Genomic DNA, 17,934 nt, shown 5'->3' with positions numbered 1-17,934 from the left:
AATTTGGAAATATTCTAAATTAACAATTTATTACTTGATAATCAACGCATTAAATCAATAATTTCAATAGATATTTTCATCGGAAAAGTCAAAAATCGGTCTATACAATTTTTAAATGCGGATCTACCGATTTCAAAGAATGGATTGTTTGCGTGGGATTCGCAGAATTAAAAACAAAACTTCCAGCTACCAGCACATTTGCTCCCGCGGCGATCAGCGCAGCGGCATTATCCAGGCTCACACCTCCATCGATTTGGATCAACAATTGATCATTCACTCCCTTAGATAGGGATCGCAATTCGCGAATCTTGGCGTACGTATTTTCAATGAACTTTTGACCACCAAAACCTGGATTTACCGACATCAAGCATACCATATCCAGATCGGGCAAAATATCTTTCAATAGATGAACTGGGGTGTGTGGGTTAAGTGCTACGCCCGCTAAACAATCCAACTCTTTAATCGCCCAAATGGTGCGATGAAGATGCGTACAGGCTTCATAATGTACCGTAATATGCGCTGCACCGGCTTCTTTAAACTCCTCCAAATAGCGATCCGGTTTCTCGATCATCAAATGTACATCTAACGGTTTTGTCGCATAGCGATGTATGGCTTTCATTACTGGAAACCCAAAAGATATATTTGGCACGAACAAACCATCCATGATATCAATATGAAACCAATCTGCTTCACTTTGATTAACCAGGTCTACATCGCGTTGGATATGGGCAAAATCTGCCGCAAGCATAGATGGCGCAATCAGGTGGTGGTGAGTTGTATTCATGACGTTTTTGAGTATCTTCAAAGATACGAGGTTCTGCATCAAATAGCAACGGTAGGTTTGTCATTGGGCGGTCTTTAAAATATTGTTTCATAATATTTTAGGTTTTATAAATTATTACTGCTATCTTTGCACCGCCTTAGGCAATATAGCCTATTGTATAATTTATTTCATGAACCCATTTTTAGAATTGGGAATCCGTCATGAGATTGTTAATGCAGTCACCGAGCTAGGTTTCGAAAAACCTTCTCCTATCCAGGAACAAGCCATTCCTGTTTTATTGACTGGCAACAACGATTTTGTCGGATTAGCCCAAACCGGCACAGGGAAGACAGCAGCATTCGGTCTCCCTCTATTAGAACAAATCGATCCTTCACAAAAGCATCCACAAGCCCTAGTACTTTGTCCGACACGTGAACTGTGTCTACAAATCTCAAGAGATTTGGAAAAATTCGCTAAGTACATTGATGGCGTTAGCGTGGTAGCTGTATACGGAGGAGCGAACATCAGCGATCAATTACGTCAAATTAGACGTGGTGTGCAGATCGTGGTCGCCACTCCAGGACGTATGTTGGATATCATTGGCCGTAAAGCCATTAATTTCTCCGACGTCAATTATGTCGTGTTGGACGAAGCAGATGAAATGCTGAACATGGGATTCCAGGAGGACATTAACAATATCCTTTCTGAGACTCCAGACACGAAAAAAACATGGTTATTTTCTGCTACGATGCCTAAAGAGGTTCGTCGTATTGCACAGAAATACATGACCGATCCTTTTGAATTGACCGTAGGTACAAAAAACACGGGAAATGCAAACATCGAACACCAGTACTTTTTAATAAGAGCAAGAGACAAGTATGCGGCATTTAAACGCATTGTAGACTCTTATCCTCAGATTTTCGGAATTGTTTTCTGTCGTACTAAGATTGAAACACAAGAGATCGCTGAAGCATTGATGAAAGATGGTTACAATGCGGATTCTTTGCATGGTGACTTATCGCAGCAACAACGTGACCGCGTCATGAAACGCTACCGTGATCGCAACCTACAGTTGCTTATTGCAACTGATGTGGCTGCTCGTGGTATCGATGTGAACGATGTAACTCACGTAATCAACTATTCTTTACCAGATGAGGTAGAAAACTATACGCACCGCTCTGGTCGTACAGCTCGTGCCGGAAAAACTGGTATCTCGATTTCGTTGGTAAATGTGAAAGAGATGAGCAAGATTCGTCATATCGAAAAAATCATTGGCAAATCTTTCGAAAAGAAAGAAGTTCCAACTGGTGCAGAAGTATGCGAGAAACAATTGTTCAAAATCGTTAACAAGATTAATGATGTAACGGTTAATCAAGAAGAAATTGCACCATTTTTGCCTGCTATCATGGAAAACTTCCAAGATTTGAGCAAAGAGGAGATTATCGCACGTTTTGCTTCTTTAGAATTCAACAAATTCCTAGATTATTACCGCAATGCACCAGATTTGAATGTAGATGCGCGTGATATCAGAGCTGATCGTGGAGAGCGCGGAGATCGTCGTGAAAGCCGCAGTAGAGAAGGTTCTAAAGGATATACTAGATTGTTCATCAACTTAGGATCGGTAGACGATTTCTCTCGTGGTGATATGTTGGGTTACATCTGTAACAATACACGTATCTCCGGTAAAGATATCGGAAAGATTGATCTTAAAGGTGTATTCACTTTCTTCGAAGTACAAGACGCAGAAGTTCAAAAGGTAATCCAAGGATTCCAGAATGTAGACTTCAACGGTCGTGGTGTACGCATCGAAGTATCGGGTGAAGGTGGTGGTGGTGGTGGCGAACGTCGTGGCCGCAGCAACGATCGCCCTAGAAATGGTGGTGGTGGTGGTGGTCGCTCAGGTGGCGGACGCTCTTACCGTTCTGACGATAACAAAGGAGGAGGATTTAAAGACTTTTCCGGAAAACGCAGACCTTCATCTTCGTCTTCTAGAAGCAAGTACTAAATCTTCGAGAAATAACACCAAGAAGGGTCAACAGCATGCTGTTGACCCTTCTTTTTTATGGGTATAATTGATGCCTGCATTTTCTGGAAGAAATACAGCAGATTACTGCGTTTATGCGATCGCTCTAATTCGTCTCTAAAGGTCTGAAAGTTACCTTCTTCATGTCAGGTAAAAAGTAAGCCACGATGCCAAATAAAGGCAAATAGGAACACACCTGGTAGATAAAGTTTATCGATGTTTGATCTGCCCACCATCCCAGCACAGCAGATCCCAATCCACCCATACCAAAGGCAAACCCATAAAACAAACCCGACACCATGCCCAATTTGCGTGGCAGTAATTCTTGCGCAAATACGAGTATGGCTGCAAAAGCGGAAGAAATAATCAATCCGATAACGACGATAAGCACACCAGTCCAAAACAGATCGACATAGGGCAAGAGCAGGGTAAACGGTGCCGCACCCAATACCGAAAACCAGATGATGTACTTTCGCCCCACGTAGTCGCCCAACATACCTCCTATGAGTGAACCCACCGCAATAGCAATCAAAAAGTAAAACAGGTACACCTGTGCCTGTACTTCTGTGAGATCAAAACGCTGAATCGTGTAAAACTGAAAATAACTGGTAATGCTGGCGGTGTAGAAATATTTGGAAAATATGAGCAACAATAAGATCGCTACGGACCAGTTGATTCTTGTAGAAGATAAATCGGGAAGCAAGATCGCTTTTTTAGGTCGGGATTGCACCAAGCGCAAATGCCTGCTGTACCATCGTCCAATATATCCCAAGATGAACTGCGATACCATCGCAATAACGGCAAACCAAAGAATATAGTGTTGACCGTTCGGGATCACAATCCAAGCGATCAGGAGCGGCGCTAAAGCCGCCCCGGTATTTCCTCCAATCTGAAACATGGCTTGCGCAAAACTTCTCCGACCTCCTGCCGACATATAGGCTACGCGCGCGGATTCGGGATGAAAGATCGAAGAGCCAATTCCTACGAGTATTACGGATATCAATATCCACTCGTAATTGGCCGCATAGGCCAAAGAAATCATTCCTGCAGTAGAAAAAAGCATTCCCGCCATTTGAGAATAGGGCTTTGGATGCTTATCGGTATACGCGCCGACCACTGGTTGGAAAATCGAGGCGGCCAATTGGAAGCATAATGTAATGACCCCAATCTGTGCCATGCTTAGATCATACTTCGCTTCCAAACGCGGATAGATGGCAGGAATCACAGACTGCAATAAGTCATTAAACAAATGCGCTACGCAAACTGCTAAAAGCAGCGAATAAGTTGGCTTCTGCAGGTTGTTTGAAGCAAATATGGAGGGCATACGGCGAGTAGGTTATCGACGAAAAATCTTAATTTTTATAGTTGATCAATTCAGTGTACAACAGTTCACCAGCACTAGGTCTTGGCGCTTGCTTGAGTACCACTTCACCATCTTTTGCGATGATGTAATAAGGGATCCCAAATGCTTTACGTCCTTGATATTCGCGCGAGAACTTTGCCTGGATATCTTTATATAATGCTTTATTAGCCCGCATGTGATAGCCAGATAATTCGTGTTTCTGAATAAATTCCTGCCATTTCTGATCGTCTTTATCCTGATCCATAGAAAGATACAGAATATCAATATCATGCTTGGCAGCAATATCATGTAAACCATCTTTATAAGCAAACTCCGCAACGCAAGGGCCACACCAGGTAGCCCACAAATCGATATACACGGTACGCCCCGCAAATTTTTCGAGGACTTCATCAAAAGAATTCAGCTTTTGATAATCTTCTAAAAATACCGCATGAGACGCACTTTCCCCAGAAGGTTTTTCTACATTCTGTTTACCTGATTGGCCTATGGCCAGCAACGGCATCATTAATAATAAAACATATAGTTGTTTCATGAAAAATGTGATTTAATGTAACTGGCTGACGTCAGAGCGACGCAACCTAAAATTTCTTATTTATAAATCTCAACCTCGATTGTACCATCTGCTTTGATGACACCGCGATACATACCGGCCGTATTGAATGGCATGGCCACTTCCCCTTGCTTATTGATGGCGATTAGTCCACCGTCTCCACCCATATCGCCAATCTTTTTAATGACTGCTGCGGCTGCATCCGCGATAGACAATCCACCGTATTGCACACGAGCAGCTACGTCATATGCGGCCACAGATCGGATAAAAAATTCGCCCCATCCCGTACAGGAAACTGCCACAGTCGCATTGTCCGCATAATTGCCCGCACCCGTGATCGGCGCATCGCCGACTCGGCCATAACGCTTATTGGTCATGCCACCTGTGGAAGTCGCTGCCGCCAGATTTCCAGCACGATCAACAGCTACCGCACCCACCGTGCCATATTTATAATCTTTATATACTTCATGAATACCTGATTGCGCATCATGATCCAATTGCGTCGCTAAAGAATCCAACTCTCTGGCTTTTTGCAACCCGTCCCAACGCTCCTTGGTATAAAAATAGCTGGGATCTACGATCTCCAAACCCTGCTCTTTTGCAAATTGCTCCGCACCCGCTCCTACCATCATCACGTGTGGTGAATGTTGCATCACCGCACGAGCGGCCTGAATCGGACTTTTTATATTCGTTACACCAGCAACTGCACCGGCGCTCAACGTCTTACCATCCATAATAGCGGCATCCAACTCATTTTTGCCTTCACTGGTAAATACAGCTCCTTTGCCGGCGTTAAACAAGGGGTTATCTTCCAAGACCTTTACTGCAGCTTCTACTGCATCCAGACTGGTGCCTCCCTCCTCTTGTAAGATCCGATATCCAGCCAGCAAGGCTTGCTTTAGTCCATCTTTGTACGCTGCTTCCATAGAGTCAGTCAAGTTTTTCTTCAAAATCGTACCTGCACCACCGTGAATGGCCATAACATAATTACGCTGTTGCGCCACAACGAACTGCAACGCAAAACACATGAATATCAGAAACAAAGATTTTTTGATCATTTTGCGAGAAGTTAATTATGCTTTTAACGCACGCTGTCTAATTGCTTCATAAATTACCACACCCGCAGATACCGATACATTCAGGGATTTAATTTCACCAAACATCGGAATACGAGCCAGCTTATCTGATATTCTGATCAGATCATCCGATACACCGACATCTTCTGCACCCATCACCACACAGGTTGGACCTGTGTAATCTACATCGTGAATCGAGTCTTCTGTCTTTTCGGTACTTACGACCATCTGCACTCCCGACTCAATCAAAAAACGTCCTACTTTACCCAACGAATCCTGGCGACAAACCGGGATTTTATACAAAGCACCAGCCGAGGTCTTGATGGCATCGGGATTAATCTCTGCCGATCCTTTCTTGGGCACAATGATCGCATGCACACCCGCACACTCTGCTGTACGTGCGATGGCACCCATATTACGCACATCAGTAACGCCGTCCAACATCAACAACAAAGGAATTTCGCCTTTTTCATAAATCGTGGGCAACAGATCTTCAATCTGTTGATAGGTAATTGGTGAAATGACTGCAATTACACCCTGATGATTCTTTCCGGTAATGCGGTTTAACTTTTCGATAGGTACCTGTTGCGATGGCAAGTTATGCTCTTTGAGCAATGCCTTCAATTCCATTAGCAATCCTCCGCTCAGTCCTCGTTGAATAAAAAGGGATTCTATCTCCTTTCCACTGTCAATCGCTTCCATTACGGCGCGAATACCAAACACCATCTGATTCGACTCTCTTTTCTCGCCACGAGGTTCTCTACGTTGAAATTGCTGCATACACTTATTACTGTTAAAAGTTCAAAAGTAAACATTAAAATCGATGAAAAACGGCTTTTGCCTTGTTCCTTGCAAAATTGGCGACAGGAAGATTGATCGAATCACCAACAAAATCGTATCGGTCCATTATAGGCTCTCTTTGCAATCACCGCTAATAAAACAATCGATTTCTGTATCGCAATCTAAGTCGTGCACTTAATGAAGATTAATTTGTTATTTTTAGACAACAAAATTTTAGCTATGAGAGAGCAATTTATTGAAAAAGTCTCCACATCTTATAAGCCGAAAGGTGCTTTTATACAATTAGGATCTGGTATTTTAAACGGCGAAATTGTGACTGAAGCAAAAGTAAATCTCGCGCTTCGCATGATGAACCGCCATGGACTGATTGCAGGGGCTACAGGAACAGGAAAAACACGTACTTTGCAATTAATAGCTGAACAACTTTCTGATGCAGGCGTACCTGTATTTATGTTGGATGTAAAAGGTGACCTATCGGGACTTGCTGAACCTGGAAAGACGAATGAAGCATTGCTAGAAAGAGGACTTGCAGTAGGAGTTCCTTTTGAACCAGCGGCTTTTCCAGTCGAGCTCTTTTCCTTGAGCGGCAAGTTAGGTGCCCCTATGCGGCTGACTGTAGGGGATTTTGGCCCTGTGCTATTAGCTCGCATACTGGATCTCAATGATACACAATCCGGCGTACTAAGTGCTATATTTAAGTATGCACAAGATACAGACTTGCCTCTTGTTGATCTTGATGACTTAAAAAAGCTACTTTCTTATTTATCGAATGGTGCTGGTGCCGCAGAAATAAAAGACGATTATGGCCGCATCAGTAGCGCGAGTTCTGGAGCCATCTTACGAAAGATAGTTGCCATTGAGCAGCAAGGTGTGTCACATTTATTTGGAGAAAAAGAATTCGATATTCAAGACCTTTTCGGAAAAGTAGACGGAAAGGGCGTAATCACGTTATTAAATATCGCGGATGTACAGGATCAGCCACTCTTGTTTTCTACTTTTTTATTAAGTCTATTAGCACAATTATTTAAAAAATTACCAGAAGTGGGTGATCTGGATCAACCCAAGTTAGTTTTCTTTTTTGATGAAGCTCATTTACTATTTAATGGTGCATCTAAAGCTTTCCTCAGTCAGATTGAACAAATTGTTAGGCTAATTAGATCCAAAGGGGTAGGCGTGTTCTTTTGTACGCAAGCGGCAACAGATATCGCAGAGAGTGTATTAGGTCAGCTCGGCAACAGAGTACAGCATGCTTTAAGGGCGTTTACACCCAATGATGCTGAGAACCTACGTAAAACGATCCGTACCTATCCTACCTCAGATTTCTATGCCATTGATAAGATACTTACCTCGTTGGGAACTGGACAAGCATTAATAACCGTGTTGAATGACAAGGGTATTCCGACTGAGGTGGTAGCGACACACCTAGTACCCGCACGTGCCATTATGGGAGCCTCATCTGCGGAAACGTACACGCGGATTTTGGAAGAATCTGATGCTACGAGAAAGTATCAGGAGCGTATTGAGCGTCGAACAGCATCTGAAATTATAAAAGAGCGCCAGCAAAAGCAGGAAGCTGATTTAGCGCGTGAGCAAATGGAAAAGTCACTGCCGAAACCTTCTGCTGGTTCGAAAAACTCTTCTTCTTCCCGATCGCGAAGACAAACTCCGCTAGAAGCAGCGCAAACTACTGCAAGCAGAACGCTGGCACGAGAAGGAACAAAATTATTAGGGAAAATAGCGAACGGGTTACTAGACATGTTCCTAAAAAAAAGAAAATAAACATTATCTCCGACGTAGCTATGAAAATCTTGTCCGCTTCTGACATCCGCACAGCCGATCGGGCTACCCTAGATCGGCAAGGCATTCGATCTGTTGACCTGATGGAGCGAGCCGCAAATTGCTTGTTTCAGCAAATCACCAAAGATTTCCCTTCGTTTGAAACTTCTTTTGTGATCTTTTGCGGTACTGGGAATAATGGTGGCGATGGCTTAGCGCTCGGACGGTTACTATCCAGTTCTGGAAGACAGGTTCGTATCTACTTATATGAGACAGACAAATACAGCCCTGATAATATCGAAAACCAAAAACGTCTGCGTGACGCGCGCGTTGAAGTGAACTATTTTACCGACGTTATCGCGTGTGATTTTGAATTGGAAGATGTCGTGATTGATGCACTTTACGGTATCGGACTTTCTCGTCCTTTGGCGGAGAAATGGCGGCCCGTAATCGACGCGATCAATCATTCAAATCGCCCCATCCTGGCGATAGATATTCCTTCCGGATTATATGCGGATCAGCCATCGGAAAACGGAATGTTCATCGTAAAAGCAAATCATACCTACACCTTGCAATGCCCTAAATTGGCGCTTCTTCAACCGGAAAACGCGGCTTACGTTGGAGAATTCAAAGTCGTGGATATACAATTAGATACCGCTGCCCTTTCGGCCGCACCTGGCACCTATTATTTCACCACATTACAAACCATTCAAGCACAATGCTCCATGCCAAGTCGCTTTTCGCATAAGGGTACATTTGGTCATGTGCTGATTGCCGGCGGCAGCTATGGAAAAATCGGTGCTATTCACTTGAGCGCAAAAGCCGCCCTACGCACTGGCTGTGGCCTGGTCAGTGTTTACAGCGCCCGTTGCGCTCATCCGATTCTCCAAACAAATTTCCCGGAAGCCATGTTGCAAACGGATAGCGAGTTACAACACCTTTCCACTTTTCCTGACGCTACAGAACAATACTCTGCGATAGGAATTGGCATGGGAATGGGCAGGCACGCGGATACCGAGCAGGCATTTCTTCGATTTTTACGTAACGTATCCCTTAAGCCGAAGCCTCCCAAACTGGTGTTAGATGCAGATGCAATCAACACGCTAGCCGCACATCCAAATAGTCTCAAGGACTTGCCTGCCGGAAGTATATTAACACCACACCCGAAAGAATTGCAACGGCTGATCGGATCTTGGAAAAATGATTGGGATAAAATGGAAAAAACACGAAAATTTGCCCAAGCACACCAAGTTGTCGTATTGATTAAAGGGGCTAATACAGCCGTAGTAGTACCAGATGGAACGATTCACTTTAATGCTACCGGCAACTGGGGTATGGCCACGGCTGGGAGCGGCGATGTATTGGCCGGCATGATCACTTCGCTACTGGCGCAGGGATTTTCCAGTAAAGATGCTGCCCTTACCGGAGTTTACGTACACGGTCTGGCCGGTGACCTCGCGGCGCATACGACACATCCCAAAAGCCTGATTGCCTCCGACATCATCGCTGGCATTTCTTTGGCTTGGCATGAAGTTTTGCCGGTCGCCAGAATGCATTAATTACAGATAATACACTTCAAGAGTTTTCCTCGTCTCGACAAAATCGATATATTGCATCTCCAAAAAACGACTAACAAGATGCAAATCTCCTTTAGAAGCATATTTTCTCAAACACGCCCTATCTTATCCGCCCTTTTTTTCATCAGTGGTTCGTTTGCCTTTGCGCAGCAAACGCAAAAGCCACCATTACATGGCAAAAACTGGATGGCGATTACCGGCAAACCTTTAGCCGCGACAGCGGGAGCACAATTATTTCAGCAAGGAGGAAATGCCGTAGATGCTGCCTGTGCCATGTTGGGCGCTACCTGTACCATGTGGGATGTGCTCAGCTGGGGAGGCGAAACACAAGCGCTAATTTACCATCCGAAGCTCAAAAAAGTACTGGCAATTAATGCATTAGGCGTGGCTCCTACCGGAGCGACAGTTGACTTTTTTAAATCTCGCGGATATGAGTTTCCGCCAGAATTTGGCCCGTTGGCAGCCGTAACGCCAGGCACACCAGGTGGCATATGTTATATGCTGGCTAAGTATGGCACTAAAAGTCTGAAGGAAGTACTACAACCTTCTATGCAAATGGCTGCAGGCTATCCGATAGAGGCGCAGACTGCCAATAGCATCGAGCGCGGCAAAGCACGCATCAAAGAATGGCCTTACAGCAAAGCCGTTTTTCTGGTACACGAAGGAGAAGACCGGGAAGCACCTGAAGCAGGAGAAATTTTTGTGCAAAAAGACTTGCTTCAGACATTGGAGAAAATGGTAGAAGCCGAACAAAATGCGCTGGCGGCTGGAAAGAGCCGCGAGGAAGCCATTATGGCAGCGCACGACCGCTTCTATACCGGAGATATCGCAGCAGAGTTTGTTCGCGGTAGTCAGGAGCATGGTGGGCTCATCACGATGGAAGACTTGGCCAACTGGCATCCTATAGAGGAGAAACCCTTACAAATAAATTATAAGGGGATTGATGTCTACAAATTGCAATCCTGGACACAAGGGCCAGCGATGCTGCAAGCATTGAATATTCTAAAACAGTTTGATCTTAAAGGGATGGGGTACAATTCTGCCCCTTATATACATACCGTATATCAAGCGATGAATCTAGCCTTTGCAGATCGCGATTTTTATTATGGAGATCCCGCATTCCAACCGAAAACGCCCATTGATGGTTTACTGAGCGACGATTACGGAACTGCAAGAGCCGCGAGTATAGATCCAGAGAAAAACGATCCATTGGTACAACCTGGAGATCCCTATCCTTATGAAAATCGTACAAATCCTTATACCAATTTATTAAAAGAACGCCTTAAACTAACGGATACAACAGCAGGTGAGCAGGGTGATTTCGTACCGAAACACGATGCCACCGCTTATCAAACAAACACGGATAGCTTATATATGGATCGTTTGCTTCGGGGCACTACCAGTATTGAGGCAGCAGATGCCGAAGGTTGGGTGGTTTCAATTACGCCTAGCGGCGGCTGGCTACCAGCGTTCATTGCCGGCCATACGGGCGTGGGCATGAGCCAGCGCTTGCAAAGTTTTGTACTCGATTCTCTGGTAAGTCCGTTTAACGTGGTAGAACCGGGTAAGCGTCCACGGGTAACACTAACACCAGCTATGGCGCTGAAAGAGGGTAAACCCTTCTTATCTTTTGCCGTGCAGGGTGGCGACACGCAGGATCAAAACTTATTACAATTCTTTTTGAATGTGGTCGAATTTGGTATGACGCCACAGCAAGCAGCAGAAGCGGCAAACATCAATAGCAACCAGCTATGGCTATCGTTGGGCGGCACGAAGCTAGACGATCGCAAACCAAGACCGGGTAGCCTACTTTTAGATAAACGTACTCCTGCCGATGTGGTGAAGCAATTGGAGTCTATGGGCTACTCCATTCAATTTGGTGAACGCAATAGCGGCCCAATCAATGCGATTTATTTTGATGAAAAACATGGCACACTTTGGGGCGGAAGTAGTAACCACGGAGAAGATTATGGCATTGCGTGGTAGAAAAACTATAAATTCAGTAGACTAAAATAAATTGTTTTTACGTACTTTTGGGACACTTTTTAGAGCGTGTACCCAGAATGATTGACGTTAAGCATATTTCCAAAACATATACAACCAGTAAAGGGAGACGAGTTCAAGCGTTGGATGATGTATCTTTCTCTGTGAAGAAGGGAGAAATTTTCGGTATCATCGGAAGTTCCGGAGCCGGAAAAAGCACGATCTTACGTTGCTTAAATCTCTTGGAAAGGCCAGATAAGGGCGAGATTTGGTTAGCAGACAAACAGCTTACCAGCTTAAGTGAGCGCCAACTGCAACAAGAAAGACGGCATATTGGAATGATTTTTCAGCATTTCAACTTACTTTCTTCCCGCACTGTTTTCGATAATATCGCTTTGCCCTTAGAGCTCAGCCAGACTTCCAGAAAAGACATTCAAACCCGTGTAACAGAGTTATTAGAATTGGTGGGACTTTCTGATAAAGCGCATGATTATCCTAGCAATCTTTCTGGTGGCCAAAAACAGCGCGTAGCTATTGCGCGTGCTTTAGCCAACAACCCTACCCTACTACTATGTGATGAAGCGACGAGTGCCCTGGATCCAGGTACCACGAAATCCATCCTCAATCTTTTACAGACGATTAATGCAAAACTGCAAATTACGATCGTACTGATCACGCATGAGATTCATGTCGTGAAAGCGATTTGCGATCGTGTGGCTGTGGTGAAGGACGGGAAGATCATAGAATTAGGCGACCGATCTCAGATTTTTGGTGCCCCTGAGCATGGGCATACGGCTGCATTCGTAGCTTCTGCCGTTCAGGCAGACTTACCCATCGCCTATCAGCCGCATATACATGTAGATAAAACGACGGATACAGACGATCTAATCGTACGAATACAGACTCGCGACAATACCGATTATTCTTTTTCGGCACTACAAAACAGATTCTCTTTAGCTGTTGCCATTATTGAAGCACGGATTGAAACCATCGGAGAACTGAAAATCAGTTCATCCGTACTGCGCCTTTCCGGGGATCAATTAGAAGAAGCCCTTTCATTTTGCGCAACACATTATTTTAACACCGAAATCATAGGCTATGTCTCCCGAAGTTATTAATCTATTAATTGCCGGAACGGGCGAAACCCTGGCCATGACATTTGTTTCCTGCTTTTTCGGCTTCTGCCTCGGACTTCCCGCCGGCATTTATCTTTTTGCTTCCCGCAAAGGCGGTATGCTGGAGAATCGCACAGCACACAACGTCACTTCTTTTGTGGTGAATGTTTCCCGATCCATTCCTTTCATCATCCTCATCGTCTGGATGATTCCATTTACCAGAAGCATCGTCGGCACATCTATCGGTTTGAAGGCCGCATTGGTACCCCTAAGTATTGGTGCTGCACCGTTTATCGCTCGACTAATCGAGAATAGTTTGATAGATTTGCCGGTCGGTTTAGTAGAAACCGCTCGCGCTATGGGTGCTACACAATTCCAAATCATTAAAAAAGTACTCCTGCCAGAAGCGTTACCCTCTATTATCAATCATGCGACGGTAACCTTGATCACATTGGTTGGCTATTCTGCTATGGGTGGTGCCGTTGGTGCAGGTGGATTAGGCCAAATTGGTTACCAATATGGTTACATTGGTTATGATGCACAAATCATGAATGCCGTGCTTGTCCTACTCATTATCATGGTCATCCTAATCCAATATAGTGGAGATTTTATCTCCAAAAAATTTGATCATCGTTAATTATTATTTCATCTTAATAAAAATCTTATGCGTTATATTATTGCTCCTCTACTTTACATTGCCTTATCCGCGCTTTTCGTCGCTTGTGGGAATAATGCCACCGATGAAAATACCATTCGTGTAGGCATCGTAGCGGGACCGGAAAAAGAAATTGCCGAAACGGCCAAGAAAGTGGCTAAGGAGCAATTCGGCTTAGAAGTAGAACTAGTTACTTTCAATGACTATGTGATGCCTAATGAAGCATTGAGCACAGGAGATATTGATGCCAATGCCTTTCAGCATGTTCCCTATTTAACGGAGCAGTCTAAACAACGTGGATATCAACTAGCTGTTATTGGTAATACTTTTGTATATCCTATTATCGCTTATTCTAAAAAAATTAAGTCTTTGGATGAACTGGTGGCAAATGCTACGGTAGCGATCCCGAACGACCCTACCAATGGTGGGCGTTCCTTGTTGATGCTCCAAGAACAGGGTTTAATAACACTGAAAGATAACACTGGAATTATGCCGAAAGTGATTGATATTACTTCCAACCCTAAAAACCTACGTATCTTAGAATTAGAAGCACCGCAACTTCCCAAAGTTTTGGATGATAAAGAAGTAACGATCGCGATTATCAATAACAATTTCGCAGCACAAGCAGGATTGGATCCAGATAAATTAGGACTTTTCAGAGAAAGCAAGGATTCACCTTACGTCAATGTCATCGTAACACGTGAAGACAATAAGGATCTAGACAAAGTGAAGAGGTTTTTACAGGCATACCAGTCTAATGCCGTGGAACAGAAAGCATTGGAGCTTTTTAAGGGACAGGCTATAAAAGGCTGGTAATCCCGGCTTATAGGTCAAACTTCTCGTTCAGGTATTTCCAGTAGCGCTTAGGCACATGCTGGAGATGTAGTTTTGTATTTTTTCTTTCGGTGATATTCGTACTTCGGAAGTAACGTCTCCATAGTTCATCGTACAAAGCTTCCTTGTCCTCACCACGCTCCATGATTTCGCGCTCGGATGGTAGATCACTTAAGTGAATTTCTACCACCTCCGATTGATTATAATAGGCGCCATAATCTCGTTTGATATCATAAATCACCCAGGATTGATCCGCATAGCGATCCCTAAAATGTGGAATGATGAGCGGCAGAATATTGAAATCAGGGTCTATTTTGGCAAAAAACAGCTCATCGCTCAACTTTCTGAATCGTACAAAAGCTTTGAATCGGTGTCGCTCACGCGACACCGATTTGTTTATTTGCTTGATGCGCAATACATCTTCATGCCCATAATTCTGTGACAAACCTACTCCATCTGGTGCGAGATAATTTCGTACCAAACGCAAGATAAGATCTTCCACCCCCTGCAATTCCGAAAGATAAGCGGCATACAATTCCTGAAAATCCTTCTTACCGACGCGATTTATAACACCCTTTTTCACCCGCTCAGCCTTTGCATGATCGGTATGCACCTCGTGTCGCGCACCAAAAAGATCCCCCTGATCCGCCTGTGCCATTTGCTGGATGGATGCAGCATCAAACTTATATTCATACACTTCGAATATGGCGGTCAATAATCCGACCCAGCTCCCATCATACGATAAAGTAGTTCGTTGCTGCATAGAAGTCCTTAAAATAAAGTCAGTTGTTGATTGAACACTTTTTTATACTTGGTATGTGAGGCAGCCAAGATATAATGCTTGATCATCTCGGCAGGACGATCCGACATCAAAGGCACAAAACCCTGGCAGGATATAAAATACCGCACTTTATTGGCAGATATACCAATTTTCTGAAGATGCTCCATTCGCAAAGCGCCAAACCGCCGTGCGGCCACGATTTTTTTTGCCGAAGTAACGCCGATTCCGGGCACACGTACAATAGATTCATAAGGTGCACGATTGATATCTACCGGAAACTGATCCAGATTGCGTAAAGCCCATCCCAATTTGGGATCAATATCAAGATCCAAATTGGGATGGCGTTCATTGACTATTTCATCCCGTTTAAAGCCATAAAATCGCAATAACCAATCGGATTGGTACAATCGGTTTTCGCGAATCACGGGAACGTCTGATCCTAACCCAGGCAAGCGCTTGTCGTTTGAAATGGGAATATAGCCCGAGTAATACACTCGTTTTAAATTGTACTCGGTATAATAATGATCGGCAGTCTTCATAATATGCATATCGGATTCGCCAGAAGCGCCAATAATCATCTGTGTACTCTGCCCTGCCGGAGCAAACTTTGGCGTAGAACGAAAGATCTTCTTCTCTTCTTTGGTACGGATGATCTGATTTTTCAGATAGTCCATAGGCACATCCATATCTTTCCTGTTTTTTTCAGGAGCCAACAGCTTCAATCCCGTTTCCGTGGGAATTTCCAGATTCACACTCAAACGGTCGGCATACAATCCGGCTTCATTGAGTAAATCGTCAGAGGCTCCTGGAATAGTTTTAAGGTGAATATACCCATTGAAATTATGCTCTTGCCGTAGTTTTTTGGCAATCAACACCAATCGTTCCATCGTATAATCGGCATTTTTAAAAATGCCGGAACTCAGGAAAAGCCCTTCTATGTAATTTCTCCTATAAAAGTTGATGGTCAGATCAACGACTTCCTGTACCGTAAAAGCTGCCCGCTTAATATCGTTGCTCCTTCGCGAAACACAATATGCACAATCGAAAATACAATGATTGGTTAGCAAAATCTTAAGTAAAGAGACACATCGACCATCCTCCGTATAAGTATGACAGATTCCTGCCCCCGTGTTTCCGAGGCCACCTTTCTTATTCTTTCGATCGCTTCCGCTGGAACTACAACTCACATCGTATTTCGCAGCATCTGCTAAAATTTCCAACTTCTCTTTAATCCGATCGTCTGCCATGGGTATAGTTTTACATAATAAGAGACCGACGTTAATCATATCAATCCCTTAAATCAAAAATACATAAAACTAATTATATTAGCATTAAAACTATAAAAAATAGTATTAACAATAGATATCATAAGAGCGACTCTATGGCTGAAAAATATTTAAATATATGCTTTGGTGCTTTTAAATCTTTGTGGCGTAATTGAGAAAGTGAATTTAAACGATTGAGCTAAGTTTATTTAGCCGTCACCGTAAATTGATTATTTCCTAATCGTTCACAACAGTCCGATAATTATTAATATAATCTTATTTATATTTTAATAATTTTTTAATTTATAAATAATTAAATATATTTAATTATTGGTGAAAACAAAGTGTTTACATAGTTATTATTTAATATTTATTTGAACACGGTCGACAAAATTTTTTGTTAAAACTAATCTCATCTATATTTTATAAGATTAATTCGTCCTTAGCGCAATTAAACGAAAATTATTATTATGTATTATTTAAAAACTATTAGAATAGCTTTAAGAGTTGTTCGCTTTTTCAACGAAAAAGCGTACCTACACATCCTCTTACGATTATTCAACAGGCCTCCCAAAAGGAAAACTTTAAAGATAAATTCTAGCTATGGTTTCGAAGTATTAGATTATAAAATCAACGATAATCTTGAATTCACTTTATATCAGAAAGGATACTCGGACATACTGATCATATTTGCACATGGATGGGGAAGCAAATTTCAGGATTTTAAGCATTTTTTTCAACCTATATTTAGAGAGGATATTAGCATAATAGGTTTTGACGCCCCTGCACACGGTAGTTCACCAGGCAAATTCACCAATATACTCAAATTTAAAGAAATAGTAAAACACTGCCTTCAAGAGATTCAAGGTCAAAAGGAGATTGTTGTAATTGGACATTCGATAGGTGCATCAGCCGCAGCTTTAGCGATTCTGGAAGTACCAAAAATAAAAATAAGTTGCTTTTTTCTTATTGCTGCCCCTTCTAATTTGACGAAGATCTTGGATAATTTTGCAGGAACAATGGGGTGTTCTAAGAAAGACAAAACAGCTTTGGAAGAAAAGATAAAAAAAACTTATAAAATTGATTTTAAAACAAATAGCCTAATAAATAATGATAGACCAACTAATGTTCAACAAATAATACTTATTCATGATAGAGCTGATGAAAAGATGGTCTACGATGAATCCATCGATTTAGCATACAGGTGGAAAATAAATGAAAATAAAGATATATGGACAATAGAAAACTCGGGACATCACAAAATACTAAAGAACAAATCGGTAATAGAAAATATAATTTCAAAAATTCTTCCACGTTAGACTGGTGGAAATTTTCCATAACCCCTATAAATGTGTCTTGCTTAGCACAATTT

The 17,934-nt window shown here is 42.9% G+C and carries 15 protein-coding genes; 8 read left to right on the top strand and 7 right to left on the bottom strand.

The features are described from left to right. Positions 1–100: 100 nt before the first annotated feature. Positions 101–784, bottom strand: a complete 684-nt coding sequence (gene rpe / locus M8998_RS01155; protein WP_249990146.1) for a ribulose-phosphate 3-epimerase — start codon at positions 782–784, stop codon at positions 101–103. Between the two features lie 169 nt (positions 785–953). Here rpe and M8998_RS01150 point away from each other — a divergent pair, with 169 nt between their 5' ends. Next, positions 954–2,768 carry a DEAD/DEAH box helicase gene (locus tag M8998_RS01150; RefSeq protein WP_249990145.1) on the top strand — a complete coding sequence of 605 codons (1,815 nt, stop codon included), beginning with the start codon at positions 954–956 and terminating at the stop codon, positions 2,766–2,768. A 124-nt stretch (positions 2,769–2,892) separates the two neighbouring features. Here the strand turns inward: M8998_RS01150 and M8998_RS01145 are convergent, their stop codons facing one another. Genes M8998_RS01145 through rlmB form a run of 4 tightly spaced genes read right to left on the bottom strand, consistent with a single transcriptional unit; the run spans position 2,893 to position 6,555 of the window. After that, a complete protein-coding gene (locus M8998_RS01145) occupies positions 2,893–4,110 on the bottom strand; it encodes an MFS transporter (protein ID WP_249990144.1) in 1,218 nt (405 codons plus the stop codon). A 28-nt stretch (positions 4,111–4,138) separates the two neighbouring features. Beyond that, on the bottom strand, positions 4,139–4,681 hold the full coding sequence (locus M8998_RS01140) for a TlpA family protein disulfide reductase (RefSeq protein WP_249990143.1): 543 nt from the start codon (positions 4,679–4,681) through the stop codon (positions 4,139–4,141). A gap of 56 nt (positions 4,682–4,737) precedes the next feature. Further along, positions 4,738–5,757 (bottom strand): isoaspartyl peptidase/L-asparaginase family protein, encoded by a 1,020-nt coding sequence (locus M8998_RS01135; protein ID WP_249990142.1) that lies wholly within the window; start codon positions 5,755–5,757, stop codon positions 4,738–4,740. Between the two features lie 15 nt (positions 5,758–5,772). Next, entirely contained in the window at positions 5,773–6,555 is a 783-nt protein-coding gene (gene rlmB, locus M8998_RS01130) for a 23S rRNA (guanosine(2251)-2'-O)-methyltransferase RlmB (RefSeq protein ID WP_249990141.1), read from the bottom strand. A gap of 240 nt (positions 6,556–6,795) precedes the next feature. Here rlmB and M8998_RS01125 point away from each other — a divergent pair, with 240 nt between their 5' ends. From M8998_RS01125 to metQ, 6 genes are all read left to right on the top strand, one after another. Then, entirely contained in the window at positions 6,796–8,355 is a 1,560-nt protein-coding gene (locus tag M8998_RS01125; protein WP_249990140.1) for a helicase HerA-like domain-containing protein, read from the top strand. 20 nt (positions 8,356–8,375) lie between these two features. After that, positions 8,376–9,911 carry an NAD(P)H-hydrate dehydratase gene (locus tag M8998_RS01120; RefSeq protein WP_249990139.1) on the top strand — a complete coding sequence of 512 codons (1,536 nt, stop codon included), beginning with the start codon at positions 8,376–8,378 and terminating at the stop codon, positions 9,909–9,911. A gap of 78 nt (positions 9,912–9,989) precedes the next feature. Next, positions 9,990–11,915 carry a gamma-glutamyltransferase family protein gene (locus M8998_RS01115; protein WP_249990138.1) on the top strand — a complete coding sequence of 642 codons (1,926 nt, stop codon included), beginning with the start codon at positions 9,990–9,992 and terminating at the stop codon, positions 11,913–11,915. A 47-nt stretch (positions 11,916–11,962) separates the two neighbouring features. Further along, positions 11,963–13,030 (top strand): methionine ABC transporter ATP-binding protein, encoded by a 1,068-nt coding sequence (locus tag M8998_RS01110; RefSeq protein WP_249990137.1) that lies wholly within the window; start codon positions 11,963–11,965, stop codon positions 13,028–13,030. Beyond that, entirely contained in the window at positions 13,011–13,664 is a 654-nt protein-coding gene (gene metI, locus M8998_RS01105) for a methionine ABC transporter permease MetI (RefSeq protein WP_249990136.1), read from the top strand. Before M8998_RS01110 ends, metI begins: the two co-directional genes overlap by 20 nt. Before the next feature lie 27 nt (positions 13,665–13,691). Then, positions 13,692–14,498 (top strand): methionine ABC transporter substrate-binding lipoprotein MetQ, encoded by an 807-nt coding sequence (gene metQ, locus M8998_RS01100; RefSeq protein WP_249990135.1) that lies wholly within the window; start codon positions 13,692–13,694, stop codon positions 14,496–14,498. Positions 14,499–14,505: 7 nt separating this feature from the next. On the opposite strand, the gene M8998_RS01095 is transcribed toward metQ, so the two are convergent. Both M8998_RS01095 and M8998_RS01090 read right to left on the bottom strand, forming a co-directional pair. After that, positions 14,506–15,279, bottom strand: coding sequence for a TIGR03915 family putative DNA repair protein (locus M8998_RS01095; RefSeq protein ID WP_249990134.1), 774 nt, complete (start codon positions 15,277–15,279; stop codon positions 14,506–14,508). Between the two features lie 8 nt (positions 15,280–15,287). Then, positions 15,288–16,544, bottom strand: a complete 1,257-nt coding sequence (locus tag M8998_RS01090) for a putative DNA modification/repair radical SAM protein (protein WP_249990133.1) — start codon at positions 16,542–16,544, stop codon at positions 15,288–15,290. Positions 16,545–17,032: 488 nt separating this feature from the next. Here M8998_RS01090 and M8998_RS01085 point away from each other — a divergent pair, with 488 nt between their 5' ends. After that, a complete protein-coding gene (locus tag M8998_RS01085; RefSeq protein ID WP_249990132.1) occupies positions 17,033–17,881 on the top strand; it encodes an alpha/beta hydrolase family protein in 849 nt (282 codons plus the stop codon). Positions 17,882–17,934: the final 53 nt, after the last annotated feature.

Origin of the sequence: Sphingobacterium sp. lm-10 (assembly GCF_023554555.1) — a bacterium.
Taxonomy (GTDB): Bacteria; Bacteroidota; Bacteroidia; order Sphingobacteriales; family Sphingobacteriaceae; genus Sphingobacterium.
Note: the sequence above shows the minus strand (reverse complement) of the source record. Positions and strands in the feature narration are given on the sequence as shown.